At 63.5% G+C, this 14,144-nt stretch carries 13 protein-coding genes; 11 read left to right on the forward strand and 2 right to left on the reverse strand.

From position 1 onward, the window contains the following. The first annotated feature begins 1 nt into the window (after position 1). The 3 genes from IF809_RS14530 to IF809_RS14540 are packed head-to-tail and all read left to right on the forward strand — an operon-like array spanning position 2 to position 3,119. Positions 2-2,053, forward strand: a complete 2,052-nt coding sequence (locus IF809_RS14530; RefSeq protein ID WP_462837910.1) for an FUSC family protein — start codon at positions 2-4, stop codon at positions 2,051-2,053. Beyond that, complete coding sequence (locus IF809_RS14535) at positions 2,050-2,256, forward strand: DUF1656 domain-containing protein (protein WP_462837911.1); 207 nt, start codon at positions 2,050-2,052, stop codon at positions 2,254-2,256. Before IF809_RS14530 ends, IF809_RS14535 begins: the two co-directional genes overlap by 4 nt. Then, positions 2,253-3,119 carry an efflux RND transporter periplasmic adaptor subunit gene (locus IF809_RS14540; RefSeq protein WP_462837912.1) on the forward strand — a complete coding sequence of 289 codons (867 nt, stop codon included), beginning with the start codon at positions 2,253-2,255 and terminating at the stop codon, positions 3,117-3,119. Before IF809_RS14535 ends, IF809_RS14540 begins: the two co-directional genes overlap by 4 nt. Before the next feature lie 75 nt (positions 3,120-3,194). Here IF809_RS14540 and IF809_RS14545 read toward each other — a convergent pair whose 3' ends face one another. Beyond that, positions 3,195-4,304 (reverse strand): glycoside hydrolase family 172 protein, encoded by a 1,110-nt coding sequence (locus IF809_RS14545; RefSeq protein ID WP_462837913.1) that lies wholly within the window; start codon positions 4,302-4,304, stop codon positions 3,195-3,197. A 91-nt stretch (positions 4,305-4,395) separates the two neighbouring features. Further along, positions 4,396-6,021: a long-chain fatty acid--CoA ligase gene (locus tag IF809_RS14550; protein ID WP_453979414.1), complete on the reverse strand. Its 1,626-nt coding sequence runs from the start codon at positions 6,019-6,021 to the stop codon at positions 4,396-4,398. Between the two features lie 186 nt (positions 6,022-6,207). On the opposite strand from IF809_RS14550, the gene IF809_RS14555 reads away from it, so the two are divergent. From IF809_RS14555 to IF809_RS14590, 8 genes are all read left to right on the forward strand, one after another. Continuing rightward, the gene (locus IF809_RS14555) at positions 6,208-8,067 is read left to right on the forward strand and encodes a flavin-containing monooxygenase (protein WP_462837914.1); all 1,860 of its coding nucleotides are present in this window, start codon (positions 6,208-6,210) and stop codon (positions 8,065-8,067) included. 5 nt (positions 8,068-8,072) lie between these two features. Beyond that, entirely contained in the window at positions 8,073-8,879 is an 807-nt protein-coding gene (locus IF809_RS14560; RefSeq protein ID WP_462837933.1) for a shikimate dehydrogenase family protein, read from the forward strand. 119 nt (positions 8,880-8,998) lie between these two features. Continuing rightward, positions 8,999-9,814, forward strand: coding sequence for a lytic murein transglycosylase (locus IF809_RS14565; protein ID WP_128967023.1), 816 nt, complete (start codon positions 8,999-9,001; stop codon positions 9,812-9,814). Between the two features lie 110 nt (positions 9,815-9,924). Then, a complete protein-coding gene (locus IF809_RS14570; protein ID WP_128967022.1) occupies positions 9,925-10,146 on the forward strand; it encodes a hypothetical protein in 222 nt (73 codons plus the stop codon). Between the two features lie 12 nt (positions 10,147-10,158). Further along, on the forward strand, positions 10,159-10,581 hold the full coding sequence (locus IF809_RS14575; protein ID WP_128967021.1) for a hypothetical protein: 423 nt from the start codon (positions 10,159-10,161) through the stop codon (positions 10,579-10,581). A 385-nt stretch (positions 10,582-10,966) separates the two neighbouring features. Then, positions 10,967-11,413 carry a MaoC family dehydratase gene (locus IF809_RS14580; protein WP_462837915.1) on the forward strand — a complete coding sequence of 149 codons (447 nt, stop codon included), beginning with the start codon at positions 10,967-10,969 and terminating at the stop codon, positions 11,411-11,413. A 288-nt stretch (positions 11,414-11,701) separates the two neighbouring features. Beyond that, entirely contained in the window at positions 11,702-12,853 is a 1,152-nt protein-coding gene (locus IF809_RS14585; RefSeq protein ID WP_462837916.1) for a helix-turn-helix transcriptional regulator, read from the forward strand. 224 nt (positions 12,854-13,077) lie between these two features. Next, positions 13,078-14,049 (forward strand): AraC family transcriptional regulator, encoded by a 972-nt coding sequence (locus IF809_RS14590; RefSeq protein WP_462837917.1) that lies wholly within the window; start codon positions 13,078-13,080, stop codon positions 14,047-14,049. The last annotated feature ends 95 nt before the right edge of the window (positions 14,050-14,144 follow it).

Raw genomic sequence — 14,144 nt, forward strand, 5'->3', positions numbered from 1 at the left:
GATGCGCGCAGATGAACCGTTTCTGGTCCGCCACGCGGACCTGATCTTTGCTTTGAAGACGTTTGCCGCGTCGATGCTGGCGCTCGTCGTCGCGCTCGCCATGGACCTGCCGCGGCCCTATTGGGCAATGGCGACCGTCTACATCACCTCGCAACCGCTGGCCGGCGCCACCAGCTCGAAGGCGCTTTTCCGCGTCATGGGCACGCTGGTCGGGGCGATCATGACGGTGGTGCTGGTGCCGAACCTGATCGACGCGCCGGAATTGCTGTGCCTCGCCATCGCGCTCTGGGTCGGGTTCTGCCTTTATCTGTCGCTGCTCGACGGCACGCCGCGCAGCTATGTCTTCATGCTGGCCGGTTACACGGTGGCGCTGATCGGCTTTCCATCGGTGTCCGAGCCCGGCGCGATCTTCGATACAGCGGTCGCGAGGCTCGAGGAAATCTCGCTCGGCATCATCTGCGCCAGCCTGGTCTCGACCATCGTGCTTCCGCGCAGCGTGGCGCCTGCTGTTGCGGCCCGAGTCGATAGCTGGCTCTCCGATGCACGCCACCTCAGCCAGGTCGTTCTGCTGCATGAGGGCACAAGTGAAAGCCGCCGCGGCAGGCGTATCAAGCTCGCGACCGACATCGTCGAGATCGACACGCTCTCGACCCATCTGGCCTACGATCGCCTGACCGATCGTAACGTGGTGAGCGGTCTCGGCGAGATCCGGCTGCGGATGCTGATGTTGCTGCCTGTGATCGCCTCGCTCGAAGACCGGCTCGCTGCCCTCGGCGACGAGGCGCTGCGCCGGCAACCGGAACTGAAGCGATTGCTGGAAGATCTGGCGCGGTGGATCGTCAGCGATGTCGGCGCGCGGCAGCCGGCCGAACGAATTCGCGACATGATCGCCGAGCGGCAAGCCGTGCTCGATGACAGCACGTCCTGGGAGCGGATCATCATCACGAGCCTGCTGTTGCGGTTGCGCGAGCTCGTCGATCTCTCGGGCGATTGCCGTGAACTGACCGAGGCGATTGCCGAGAGCCGAAGCGTATCGACCCTCGACCTGACCTTCCATTCCGAGGCTGGCGCCGCGCCTGTACGCCATCGGGACCGCGGCCTCGCGTTGTGGTCGGCCGCCGGCGCGGCAACGGCCATCTTGATCTGCTGCGGGTTCTGGATCGGCACAGGCTGGCCTGACGGCGCCTCGGCGCCGATGATGGCGGCGGTGGCCTGTTCCTTTTTTGCCGCGCAGGACGAGCCTGCGCGCTTCATCCGCAGTTTCGGCCTGTGGTCCCTCGTGTCCATCGTGGTGGTCGCGATCTATCTGTTCGCGCTGGTGCCAGGAATCTCGCACCTGGAAGTGCTCGGCCTCGCGCTGGCGCCGGCTTTCCTGATCTATGGTTTCCTGATCGCGCGGCCGGCGACCGCGGGCACCGGCATGGCGCTCGCGGCCAACACGGCAACGCTGCTGGCGCTGCAATCCACCTACAGCGCGGATTTCGCGTCCTACGCCAATTCCGCCGTCGCCTTTTTCGTCGGCGTCGTGATCGCCGAACTGGTGACGCGGATCGCGCGCGGAGTGGGGGCCGAGTGGATCGCCAACCGTCTGGTGTTGTCGGGTTGGATCACGATCGCAATCGCCGCCGAGAGGCGGGGCAAGCACGACCGCGCGGATTTCGCGGGCCTCATGCTGCACCGACTCGGGCTTCTGGTTCAGCGCATCGCCTTTCTCTCGGAGAGCGACCGGCGCGACGCCGAAAGCCTGGTGCAGCTCCGCATCGGAATCAACATCATTGATCTGCGCCGAGCGCGCTACGGCCTTGCGGTATCGACCATCTCCGTCATCGACGACATGCTCGACCAGCTTGCCGCCGCCTGCCGCAACTATGCGGGCGGTGGCATGCCCCAAGAGCTTCTGACCAGCGTCGATCGCGCCCTGGCCCAAGCCGTGAAGGATCCCAATGACCGCGCGCGCGAAGACGCTCTGATCGGCCTTGTCGGCATCAGGCGGGGCTTGTTCCCGGACGCGCCGGCCTACCGGCCGCGCGCAGGCGAGAGTCTGGCGGCATGAGATATGTGATCGACATCTACGGCGTGCTCGTGCCGGCGCTGCTGCTTTGGATCATCATCGCCTATGCGCTGAGCGCGCTTCTCCGCCTGGTCATGCAGCGCTTCGATCTCTACCGCCTGGTTTGGCACCGCGCGCTGTTCGATTTTGCTGTCTTCGTCTGCTTGCTCGGCGGCGTCGTCTATCTCTCGGAGTATCTCTCATGAAAGGGTATTTTGCCTGGCTCGGCCGCCTTGCAGTGACCATCATCGCTGTCATTGCCGCGATCGGCGTCGGCCGCGAGCTGTGGGTCTACTACATGGAATCGCCGTGGACGCGCGACGGCCGTGTCCGCGCCGACGTGGTTCAGGTTGCGCCCGATGTCTCGGGCTTCGTCACCGACGTGCTGGTCAGGGACAATCAGAACGTCCGCCGCGGCGAGGTGCTGTTGAAGATCGACCGCGAGCGGTTCGCGCTGGCGCTGCGGCAGGCCGATGCGTCGGTCGCGGGGCACCAGGCCACGCTCGATCAGGCCAATGCCGATCTGAAGCGGTACAGCGCGCTGACGACGGATGCGGTGTCGCAGCAGAAGCAGGAGCAGGTGCTTGCGACCCAGCTTCAGGCCAAGGCTGCGTTCGATCAGGCTGTTGCCGACCGCGCGCTCGCGCAGCTCAATCTCGATCGCAGCGAGGTTCGGGCCTCCGTGAACGGTGTGATCACCAACATGGATCTGCGGCCCGGCGCTTACGTCACCGCCGGGAAAGGCGTGATGGCGCTGGTCGACAGCGACACGCTGCATGTGGAGGGTTATTTCGAGGAGACGAAGCTCGCGCGCATCCGCATTGGCGACAAGGCTCAGGTTCGCCTGATGGGTGAGAAGGGTACCCTCACAGGCCACGTCGAAAGCATTGCCGCCGGCATCGAGGATCGCGACCGCGCCGAGGGCGCAAGCCTGCTTGCGAACGTCAACCCGACCTTCAGCTGGGTCCGGCTGGCCCAGCGCGTGCCCGTACGCATCGCGCTGGACAAGGTGCCCGAAGGAATGTCGCTGGTCGCGGGGCGTTCCGCGACGGTGGAGGTCGTGAACTAGCCGGTTTGACGCATTCGAATATTTTGGGCCGACATCGGGTAGAGCGTCTCAGGTCCCGTTACGACTGGCCGCGATCTAACCAATTTCCAGATAGTCCGGGCCAGGCAGCGTTGGAAACGGCGAGGTCGGCAGCGTTTGATACCAGAACGCGACCGAGGCGATATCGTCCTGCAGCGGCAGGTATTTGGCTTCCTTGACGCCGGGCAGCCAGCCCAGCGCCTGGATCGTCACGCGAAGGTCGCTCTGGAAACGGATGGGGTCGGGGATGTGCCAGCGATACATGCCGAAGCGTTGCTGCGACTTGTAGACGCCGTCAGGGCGGATCACTTGCGGCAGACCGGCGTAGGGCGTGGTGAACTCCACATAGCGCGATTGTAGCTGGCCCGCATGCGCGACACAGGGATCGAAATTGTAGGCACCGCAGAAATAATCCTCGGTGCCGGTGCCGCAGATGGTCGGGAATTCGCCGTCGCCGTCGATGAAGAACTTGATCTCGCCTTCGCCCCACCAGCCGTTGTTGTTGACGCCCCACGCCATGTAGGTGCCGACATAGTGGCCGCGTCCGCTCACGCCATCGAGGATGGTGTAGACTTCCTTGTAGGGAAGCGGATTGGTGCGGCGGAATTGGGCATGGAAGTAGGCGCAATCCTCGGGCACCTCGGTCAGGGTGTAGTTGATCTGATAGTAGACCGTGAGCGCTTCCTCGCTGCGGTTCTCCATCGTGAGGCGGGCGCGCTTGCGGAAGGGCATTTCCCAGTAGCAGTTGAAGGCGCGGCCCGGATTGACGCAGACCGCGAGCGACGACACCTGCGCGAACTCCTCCCATCCGCAGGCGAAGAAATCACCGGCTGGACATTCTACGCTCGGATGCTCCTGATCGTCCCAATACACGCGCAGGATCGAATGGCGCAGGCGGCCGCGCGCCAGCGTCATCCAGATCTGCTGGATCGCGCCCTGGCCCGTGATGTCGGCGAGTGTGAACGTCGCGCCGGGCTCGATCACGACATAGGGCGACACCTTCCAGCCTTGGCCGAGGTCACGGGCCTGCCGTGCCGCGGGACCGTCGACGGCCATGCCGCCCTTGCCCTTTTCGCCTGTGAAGTTCTCGGGGCTGATCGAACGCGTCTGCGCGTTCGACAGGCGCGAGAGATTGCCGAGATGCAGGCCCAATCCGGAAAACGCCATGATGTCCTCGAGAAGGAGTAGCGATGTCTCGGATATATCGCCGGCGAATCTACCAAAAGGTGAAGATCATCGCGCAATGAGAAGGGCTAACCTATCCGGCGCGATATTCCCTGAACTTCTCGCGCAGTGCCGATTTGAGCACCTTTCCGGTACCGGTCATCGGGAATTCGTCGAGGAACTCGACCGCGTCCGGCATCCACCAGCTCGCGATCTTCGGACGCATATGGTCGAGCAGGGTCTTGCCGTCGATGGTCGCGCCCTTCTTGCGGACAACGAGGAGAAGAGGGCGTTCCTGCCACTTCTCGTGCGCAATGGCGACCACGGCGGCTTGCAGTACGTCGGGATGGGACAACGCGATGTCCTCGAGCTGGATCGAGGATATCCATTCACCGCCCGATTTGATCACGTCCTTCGAGCGGTCGGTGAGCGTCACGTGGCCGTACTGATCGATCACGGCCATGTCGCCGGTGATCAGCCAACCGTCGCGGTCGAGTCCCTCGTCGAGCTTCATGTAGCCGGAGGCGACCCAGGGCCCGCGGGCGCGCAAATGACCGACGGTCTTGCCGTCGCGCGGCAGCTCGTTGCCGCTGTCGTCGACGATGCGCAACGTCGTGCCGAAGCAGGCACGGCCCGAGACCTGGCGGCGGTCGAAGATCTCGGTTTCGCTGAGATGCTCCGAGCCGGGTCGCAGCCCTGGCATCGAGCAGCCCAGCGCCTCCGTCATGCCCCAGGCCTGGATATAGTCGACGCCATAGTCGCGCTTGAGCTTCTCGACCATCGCGCGCGGCGGTGCCGAACCTGACGAGAGTGTTGCACGCAGCCGTGAAAACTTATTGCCGGTGCGGCCGAGCCAGTCGAGTAGGATCAACCAGAAGCTCGGTACGCCCGCCGACAGCGTCACCTTCTCTCCCTCCAGCAGTTCGTAGAGCTTGTCGGGTTCGTAATTGCGGCCGGGCAGCACCAACTTTGAGCCGGTATATGGCGCGGTGAACGGCATATTCCAGCCGTTGCCGTGGAACAGCGGCGCCATCGGCATCATCACCTCGCGCACCCCCTCGAGATGCCCGGGAATAAAGTCGGCGCTGCAGCAGGTCATGGTCTGCAAGATCGCGGCGCGGTGCGAATAGATCACGCCCTTGGGATTGCCCGTCGTGCCCGAGGTGTAGCAGATGGTGGAGGCGGATTTCTCGTCGAACTGCGGCCAAGCGAATCCCGCATCGCTCTCTCTAGCCAGCAGCTCATCGTAGCAATGCACGTTGACAAGCTTCGTCTCCGGCATGCGTTCGCGCGATGACATGATCACGTAAGCCTCGACCGTCGTCAGCTGCGGCGCGATCGCCTCGACGATCGGCAGTGTGGCGCGGTCGACGAAGAGGATGCGGTCTTCCGCGTGATTGATGATGTAGACGAGTTGTTCGGGGAATAGCCGTGGATTGACGGTGTGCAGCACATAACCCATGCCTGGCGCTGCATAGAACATCTCGAAATGGCGGTGCGTATTCCAGGCGAGCGTACCGACGCGGTCCCCCTGGGTCATGCCGAGCCGCTTCAGTGCCAGCGCCATGCGCTTGATGCGCTGATGGGCCTCGGCATAGGTGTAGCGATGGATGTCGCCTTCAATCTCTCGCGCGACGATCTGCGCTTCGCCGTGATAGTCGGCGGCATATTGGATCAGCCCGCTTATCAAGAGCGGCATGTCCATCATCAATCCCTGCATCGTCCCCTCCGAAAAGCCGTGCGCCTTATCATGTCGTTGCATGCCGCGTTCGTGCTTGCGTGGAAGGTAGCGGAAAGCCGCGCCACGTCCACGCAAAAAGCGCCCGATATGATTGCGTGCGTTGCTTTTTCAGGGCTAACTGGCGCGGGTTGCCGCCGAAGCGGCGCACCGCCGTGGAGGAGATCGATGTCAGCGGAAAGACACAAGACCGGTGCAGCCGGCGCGCCTAGCATCGATGTTGACGCCTTGCGTGCGCGCTATCGCGACGAGCGCGACTTGCGGCTGCGCGCGGAAGGCAAGGCGCAGTATGTCGAGGTATCAGGCGGCTTTGCTCGCTATCTCGACGATCCCTGGGCCAATGCCGGATTTGCACGCGAGCCCGTCAGCGAAGAGACGGAGGTCGTCATTGTCGGCGGTGGCTTCGGCGGTTTGCTGTGTGGCGCACGCCTGCGCGCGGCTGGCATTACCGATTTCCGCATCGTGGAAAGGGCGGCCGATTTCGGCGGCACCTGGTACTGGAATCGTTATCCGGGCGCTGCCTGCGATACGGAGAGCTACATCTACCTGCCGCTGCTGGAAGAGACCGGGTACATGCCGGTGCGCAAATATGCGCGCGCGCTGGAGATCTATGAGCATTCGCGCCGCATTGGCCGTCACTTCGGCCTGTACGAATGCGCGCTTTTTCAGACCGTCATCTCGCGCATGGCTTGGCAGGAGCAGGAGAGCCGCTGGCTGGTCGAGACCGATCGGGGAGATCGCATCCGCGCGCGTTTCGTGATCCTCGCTGGAGGACCGCTCAGCCGGCCGAAGCTGCCGGGCATTCCCGGCATCGAGACCTTCAAAGGCCACAGCTTCCATACCAGCCGCTGGGACTACGCCTACACCGGCGGCGGCGCGGAGGGGGGTCTCGAGGGTCTGGCCGACAAGCGCGTCGGCATCATCGGCACGGGCGCGACCGCGGTGCAATGCGTGCCGCATCTCGGCCGGTCAGCGAAAGAGCTCTACGTATTCCAGCGTACGCCGTCGGCGATCGGCGTGCGGGACGACCGTCCGACGGACCATGCCTGGGCGGAAAGCCTGAAGCCCGGCTGGCAACGCGAGCGGATGGACAATTTCACCGCGGTGATTTCGGGCGAGCCGTTCGAGCAGGATCTGGTGCAGGACGGCTGGACCGGCCTGCTTGGCGAGATCCTGCTGGCGCCGCGCCGTCAGCCGCAGCCGGTGACGTCGATGGACGAGGCACTGAGGGTGATTGAGCAGGCCGACTATCGCAAGATGGAGGAGATCCGCGCGCGGGTCGACACCGTGGTCAAGGATGCGGCGACAGCAGCGGCACTGAAGCCCTGGTACAAGGCCTTCTGCAAGCGGCCGTGCTTCCATGACGAATATCTCGACACGTTCAATCGGTCCAACGTGCATCTCGTCGACACTAAAGGCAGGGGCGTCGAGCGCATCACGGAGAGTGCGGTCGTCGTGGACGGCAAGGACTACGAACTTGACGGCCTGATCTACGCCAGCGGCTTCGAGGTCGGAACCGACTATGCACGCCGCATGGGATTTGAGGTCTATGGCCGTGACGGCATCAGCCTGTCCGAGCGCTGGCGCGATGGTGTCAAGACAATGCACGGCTTCTACAGCCGCGGCTTTCCGAACTGCTTCCTGATCGTGACGGTGCAGGCCGGACAGAGTGCCAACTTCCCGCACATCATCGACGAGCAGTCGCAGCACATCGCCTATGTGATCGCAGAAGCGCGCAAGCGGGGCGCCAGGACCTTGGAGCCGACGCTCGCTGCCGAGAACGCCTGGGTCGACGAGGTCGTCAAGGCCGCGGTCGGCCGCCAGACCTATCTCGCCGAGTGCACGCCCGGCTACTACAACAATGAGGGCGTGTTCGATCCTGTCGCAGCGCGAAACAGCCAATATTGGCGTGGACCAATGGCGTTCCTGCGACTGCTTGCCAAGTGGCGGAAGGAGGGCGGGCTGGATGGTTTGGAATTGACCTATGGACCAGACGTGAAGGCCGGCGGTTCCCCGGTTCCGGCATGAGCGGTATGATCCCGGCTCCCACGGGGGCGACGCGGCTCTACGCCATCGTCGGCGATCCCATCGCGCAAGTGCGTTCGCCCGCCGGCGTTTCCGCGGAATTCGCTGCGCGAGGTCATGACGGCATTCTCGTTCCGGTGCAGGTTGCGACGGCCGATTTGTCCAATTTTCTTTCCGTAGCGGTGCGGCTGAAGAATCTCGACGGGATCGTCGTGACCATCCCGCACAAATTCGCCTGCTACCAGGCATGTACCAGCGCGACCGATCGCGCGCACTTTCTGCGCACGGTCAACTTGATGCGCCGACGCTCTGACGGATCGTGGCATGGCGATATGGTCGATGGTCTCGGCTTCGTGGGCGCGGCCCGGGCGAAGGGGATTGATCCCCGCGGCAGGCGGGCGCTTCTCGTCGGCGCCGGTGGGGCAGGCTCGGCCATCGCGCTTACCTTGGTCGAGGCCGGTGTGAGCGAACTCGCGATTCACGACAGCGCGTCCGAGCGCCGCGACGCGCTGATCGACCGCCTCAACGGTCTCGGCAAGGTGCCGGTGCGGGCCGGCACGATCGATCCGGCAGGCTTCGACTTTGTCGCCAATGCCACACCCGCGGGGATGGTGGACGGCGATCCGCTGCCGGTCGACGTCACGCGGCTGACGCCGGCGGCCTATTGCGGCTGCGTCATCACCAAGCCTGAAATTCCGCCTTTCATCGCACAAGCCCGTAAGCTCGGTTGCATCACCGCAACCGGCACCGACATGTACCTGCAGCACCAGAGCATCATGGTGGATTTCCTGCTCGGGACCGACGGCGGGCGGTAAGCCTTCGATTGATGTCAAGCACATTGCTTGCATTGATTGCACTGGCTTGAGTGCGCGGGGCTGACGTAGGATCATGCCGGCGCGCGCCTGTAGCGCGATGAAGAGGAGGGAACGCAGGAATGACTGAGGGCAAGACCGTTGCGACGGCGATGATCGGCGCGGCCGCGTTCCTGTTGGCCTTGATGCCCGCCGCCCATGCCGCGCAATGCGGCAACGGGCCCGGCGGCTTTGAGGCCTGGAAACGCGAGTTCAGCGCGGAGGCGCAGGGCAAGGGCATCGGTCAGACCGCAATCGCGGCCCTGATGCAGACCAATTACGCCAGTGCCACCATCAATGCTGATCGCAGCCAGCACAGTTTTTCGCTCTCCCTCGAGCAGTTCCTGGCCAAGCGCGGCGCCACCACCATCGTGGCACGCGGCCGCTCGCTGAAGCAGTCGCAGGCGGCGATGTTCGCCTCGATCGAGCAGCGCTACGGCGTGCCGCCGGGCCCGCTGATTGCAATCTGGGGCATGGAAACCGGTTTCGGCAGCCAGCGCGGCAATCAGAACATGCTCTCGTCGATCGCGACACTGGCCTATGACTGCCGCCGTCCCGAATTCTTCACCGAGCAGCTCTATGCGGCGCTGAAGCTGGTCGATCGGGGCGTGCTGTCGGGCTCGACCCGCGGCTCCATGCATGGCGAGGTCGGCCAGACCCAGTTCATGCCCAAGAACATCCTGGCCTACGGCACCGGCAATCTCGATGTCGCCGCCAACGCGCTGAGCTCCACGGCGAACTTCCTGAAAGCCAATGGCTGGCGGGCGGGAGCCGGTTACCAGCCGGGTGAGCCGAATTTCGCCGCCATCCAGGCGTGGAATGCGGCTGGTGTCTACCAGAAGGCCATCGCGCTGATGGGTCGGCAGATCGACGGGGGCGGCGGGGCGGCGGCGCGCTGAGGCGCTCCGCAAGGCGTGACCGCGCATGCCGAGAAAGTTGTTGCTTTCGGGAACCGACGGCACGACGTTTGCTTTGATCGAGTTCAGGGCTGGGCATGAGGAGACTCAACATGGCTACCCAGATCGTGATGGACCAAACGGGCGATACGCGCCACGAGTTTGATCCCGAGAATGCCGAAGCGCTGGCGCAGGCCGAACAGCGCTTTCGGGAATTGACCGGCGCGGGCTTTACCGCTGCGTACCGGACCGGACCCGGCGAAGTCACGCGTATCAAATCGTTCGATCCGACCGCGCAGGAAACGCTGTTCTATCCCCGCCTGGTCGGCGGCTGATCTGAACGGCCGATGATCGCGGTCTTCAGGTTTCGCGCGCCCGCGCGAGCGCGTCTGCACGCGCTCCGCGAGCTCTATCGGCGCTTCTTCGGCGAGAATACGCCCGAGGCGCGCGGACGCCGGTTATTGTCTGAATGGCTATCGGCCGAGCAGCGCGCGCAGTTCGAGCAGCACCGGCATTTCGACGTCGTCGGTTGTGACAGCGGCAAGCGCTATCGCATTCATTACGGCACTGCCGCAAATGTCCACGAAATCGATGAGGCCGGAATCGCAACGATGGGGTGGTGCTTCGTGCCGTCAGGCTTTCTCGTGCCTGGTGACGTGATGCTGGCGCAGAAGATCGCGCTCGAAACGGACGAAAAGGGGGCCTTGGCGCTCGCCAACCGGTTTCCGCCGGCAACGCATTCGGAGCATTTTTACCGGAGGCCGTTCTAGGATCGCGGGCGCCGGTTAGTCGTGCGTCGCACGATAGGCATCGAGCGCGTGCGCCGCGAAAACGCCGATGCTGCAAAGGGCGAGGAGGGCTGACACCAGCTCGATCATAGTTCGTCCTCCCCTAGAGGCTGGGCGACGAGGTGCTGGCAGCAGGCATATTCATAGATCAGGTCGAGGATGAATTGCATGACACGCGTCCCTGTATGATTTTGACGGCCAGTTAACCGGCCCTCTGTTTCAGGCGTGTTTCGTCGAGATCGGAAAGGGGTTTCGCGGGGAACCGGAGCTGGTTTGCGGGTGAAGAAGCCGCTACATCTCGTAACCGACCCATCCCTTCCAGCGGTGCGCAATGCGCCGGCGGCACGTTCCATTTCGAGGCAAAATCATGGCTCAGATCGCCTGGTTCGACGATCTCTCCGTCGGCATGCGTTTCAAATCCCCCGAGATCGAAATTACAGAGGCCGACATCAAGCGGTTTGCCGCCGAGTTCGACCCACAGCCGATGCATCTCGACCACGAGGCTGCCAAGCAGACCCTGTTCAAGGGCCTGGCTGCCTCGGGCTGGCACACAGCGGCGATTGCCATGAACCTCGCGATCCATACCCGACCGTTCGGGCCGCACCCGCTGATTGGCGCCGGCGTCGACGGGCTGCGCTGGACCATCCCGGTGCGGCCGAATGACCGACTGCATTTGGTCGGCGAGGTCATGAGCCAGACCCCATCGAAGTCGAAGCCGCAAGGCATCGCGCTGGTGAAGTGGACGATGTTCAATCAGAACGGCGAGGAGGTCTACACCTTCACCCCGATCGCCATCGTGCCGCGGCGTGCCTAGAGCGGCTCGCGCTTTGAATAAACGGCCGATGTCTCGGATATTGGCAGACAGGACTTGAGCAAGAGGCAATAGCGATCGCGAGACGGTGCGTGATGCGTGGCACATAGCCCGCTCGCTGTTCGCATTTATCCTAGTCTTTGGCGAAAACGTCCAAGCCGCACCCTGCGGTAGACGTTACGCAAGGACGATGTTCGCTATTCCAGCATTTCTCTCCGACGTCTTTTCGTCGACGATCACAGGTGGTTGGCGTTTCCTCGTTGCCGGCCTGCAGACTGCATTGCCCGCCCGATGACGATCGTCGAGGCGCAAAGATTCTCCTTGCTGGTCGGCGAGATCTACGACGCGGCCGTCGATCCCGCGCGGCGAAGCGCCGTCCTCGAGCAGGTTGCGGGTTTCGTCGGCGGTTCGGCTGTCACCATTCTCTTGCGGGACGCAGCCCGGCTCTCGATCGAAATCCACCAGCATCATGGAATGGACTCCCGCTTCCGCGATCTCTACCGGGATCGCTACGTCGAACTCGATCCGTTGCTCGATCGCCACCTCGACCTTGCCGTCGAACAGACCATCGGCGTGGCCGATGTGATGCCCTATCCGGACTTCGTGGCTACCAGGTTCTATCGGGAATGGGTGGAACCGCAGGGCGCCGTCGACCTCGCGACCGCCGCGCTCGAACGATCGAACGCGCGCATGACGGTCATGCAGGTCATGCGCAGCCGATCACGCGGGACCGTAGACGACGCAATGCGCGAACGCATGCGATTGATCGCGCCGCACATCCAGCGCTCCCGCGCCATGAGCAGGCAGATCAGAGCCCGCTCGTACACCGTGGCTGACCTCGCGGAAGTGCTCGACCGGCTGAGCACGGCCATCTGCCTGTTCGACGCAGACGGGCGAGTCGTTCATGCCAATGCGGCCTGCCGCCAAATGTTCGCCGACGGCGATCTGCTCGCCACCGTCGGCGATCGCGTGGTGGCGCGTAACACCCAGGCTGACAAAATACTCCGCACTCTCTTCGATGTCGCGGCTGGCGGAACCGGCTGGGCCGACCGCCGCAACATCGACCTCATGACTTCGACAAGCGGTCAGCACTATCTGGCTCACGCCTTTCCGACCACACACGCCCGCAACCTGCAACGCGACGGCGTAGCGACGGCGCTTTTCCTGCAGAAAGTATTGATGGCCCCGCAGTTCGCAACGGCGGCGATGAGCGCGGCTTTCAAGCTGACGCCATCTGAACTGCGGGTACTGATGGCGATCGTCGAGCTCGGTGGAGTTCCCGACATTGCGGCAAAGCTCGGAATTGCCGAGACGACGGTGAAGACGCATCTCGGTCGCCTGTTCGAGAAGACCGGCGCCGGCAGACAAGCTGATTTGGTGAAGATCGCGGGGGGCTTTGCTGCGCCGTTTGCGCTGCCGAGCGGTCCCGACAAGCCCGTGTGATCCAATTCACATCGTGCGCGGTGAGAGTGCGCCATCTCAATCCATTGTGAAGACCAGGCTGCGTTCGTCCTCCGAACGCATGACGCTTGTCATTTGATACTTCCGTATAGGCGTCTCTTTGAAATGAGAGGGGCAATGCGCGCCACCACAATACGCTCGACCGGATATGAGGCCGGAGAAAAAGCGGAACGTGGCCGAGCTTCCTCGTCCATTGGAGGATTGCAGTGAGCGGCAATGATGAATTGTTCATTGTGAACGTTTCCACAAACGATATTCTTGAAAGCGAGCGCGCGGCGACGTTGCGCGATTTCTACTGTCGCGGGGTGAAGGCCGATATCGAGATCCGTGACGGTGAGCGCCTAGCGGCTAACCTCACGGCCCATTCGCTGCCAGACGTGCAGCTGATGCTGGGCACGCTGTTCGGCGCCCGGGTCATCCGCACCAAGCAGCTCGTTGTCGACGGCGACGACAGTCTTGCCCTGATCTGCAATCGATCCGGAACCATCGGCATCAGGGCGCGGGGACGCGAACTGCTCGTCGGCCCCGGACAGGCTGTGCTGGCCAGCGCCGAGGATGCGTCGACTTTCGAACGTTTTGCGACCGGCGAGTGCGTTTCGCTGCGCGTGCCCCGGCGCATTCTCGTGCCGATGCTCATGGATGTCGACGATACGGTCATGCGCCTCATCGGGAACCGCCAGACCGAGATCAGAGTGCTGGTCGATTACGCAACGTCGCTCGTGCGTGAGAATGCGCTTGCGACGGCAGCTCTGCGTCAGCTTGGCGTCGAGCACCTGCATGATCTCATCGCGCTCGTGCTCGGCGCCACCGACGACGTCAAGGAAGTTGCCGCCCGGCGCGGTGCGAAAGCCGCTCGGCTGCGCAGGGCAAAGTTCCTGATCGCCGACAATTGCTGGCGGCAGGACCTGTCGGTCGGCGGTGTCGCGCAGGAACTCGGCGTCACGCCGCGCTATCTCCAGCGCCTGTTCGAAGCCGACGGCAAGACGTTCTCCTCCTTCCTCATCGAGCAGCGCCTGAAGCGCGCCTATCGCATGTTGCGGGAACCGGAATTCGTCGAACGTCCGGTCTCTTCGATCGCCTATGACGTCGGCTTCGGCGATCTCTCTTATTTCAATCGCTGTTTCCGGCGCGCCTATGGTGCCACGCCGACAGACGTCAGGAGCGGCACGGCGGACTGATCGCGTCCCCGTGAAGCGGCCGGGTCATCCGTTCAGTCGAGCGGGGAATTTTTCATGGGATGTTTGATCCTGCAGTCATTGGCTGTGCCGGATGC

It is taken from the genome of Bradyrhizobium sp. UFLA06-24 (genome assembly GCF_054967145.1).

What these genes read in the sequence shown, in the direction of transcription:
- IF809_RS14585 (WP_462837916.1), top strand. Translation starts at nt 11,702, where the DNA reads ATGACGATCGTCGAGGCGCAAAGATTCTCCTTGCTGGTCGGCGAGATC.
- IF809_RS14560 (WP_462837933.1), top strand. Translation starts at nt 8,073, where the DNA reads ATGATCCCGGCTCCCACGGGGGCGACGCGGCTCTACGCCATCGTCGGC.
- IF809_RS14545 (WP_462837913.1), bottom strand. Translation starts at nt 4,304, where the DNA reads ATGGCGTTTTCCGGATTGGGCCTGCATCTCGGCAATCTCTCGCGCCTG.
- IF809_RS14535 (WP_462837911.1), top strand. Translation starts at nt 2,050, where the DNA reads ATGAGATATGTGATCGACATCTACGGCGTGCTCGTGCCGGCGCTGCTG.
- IF809_RS14550 (WP_453979414.1), bottom strand. Translation starts at nt 6,021, where the DNA reads ATGCAGGGATTGATGATGGACATGCCGCTCTTGATAAGCGGGCTGATC.
- IF809_RS14565 (WP_128967023.1), top strand. Translation starts at nt 8,999, where the DNA reads ATGACTGAGGGCAAGACCGTTGCGACGGCGATGATCGGCGCGGCCGCG.
- IF809_RS14570 (WP_128967022.1), top strand. Translation starts at nt 9,925, where the DNA reads ATGGCTACCCAGATCGTGATGGACCAAACGGGCGATACGCGCCACGAG.
- IF809_RS14530 (WP_462837910.1), top strand. Translation starts at nt 2, where the DNA reads ATGCGCGCAGATGAACCGTTTCTGGTCCGCCACGCGGACCTGATCTTT.
- IF809_RS14580 (WP_462837915.1), top strand. Translation starts at nt 10,967, where the DNA reads ATGGCTCAGATCGCCTGGTTCGACGATCTCTCCGTCGGCATGCGTTTC.
- IF809_RS14555 (WP_462837914.1), top strand. Translation starts at nt 6,208, where the DNA reads ATGTCAGCGGAAAGACACAAGACCGGTGCAGCCGGCGCGCCTAGCATC.
- IF809_RS14540 (WP_462837912.1), top strand. Translation starts at nt 2,253, where the DNA reads ATGAAAGGGTATTTTGCCTGGCTCGGCCGCCTTGCAGTGACCATCATC.
- IF809_RS14575 (WP_128967021.1), top strand. Translation starts at nt 10,159, where the DNA reads ATGATCGCGGTCTTCAGGTTTCGCGCGCCCGCGCGAGCGCGTCTGCAC.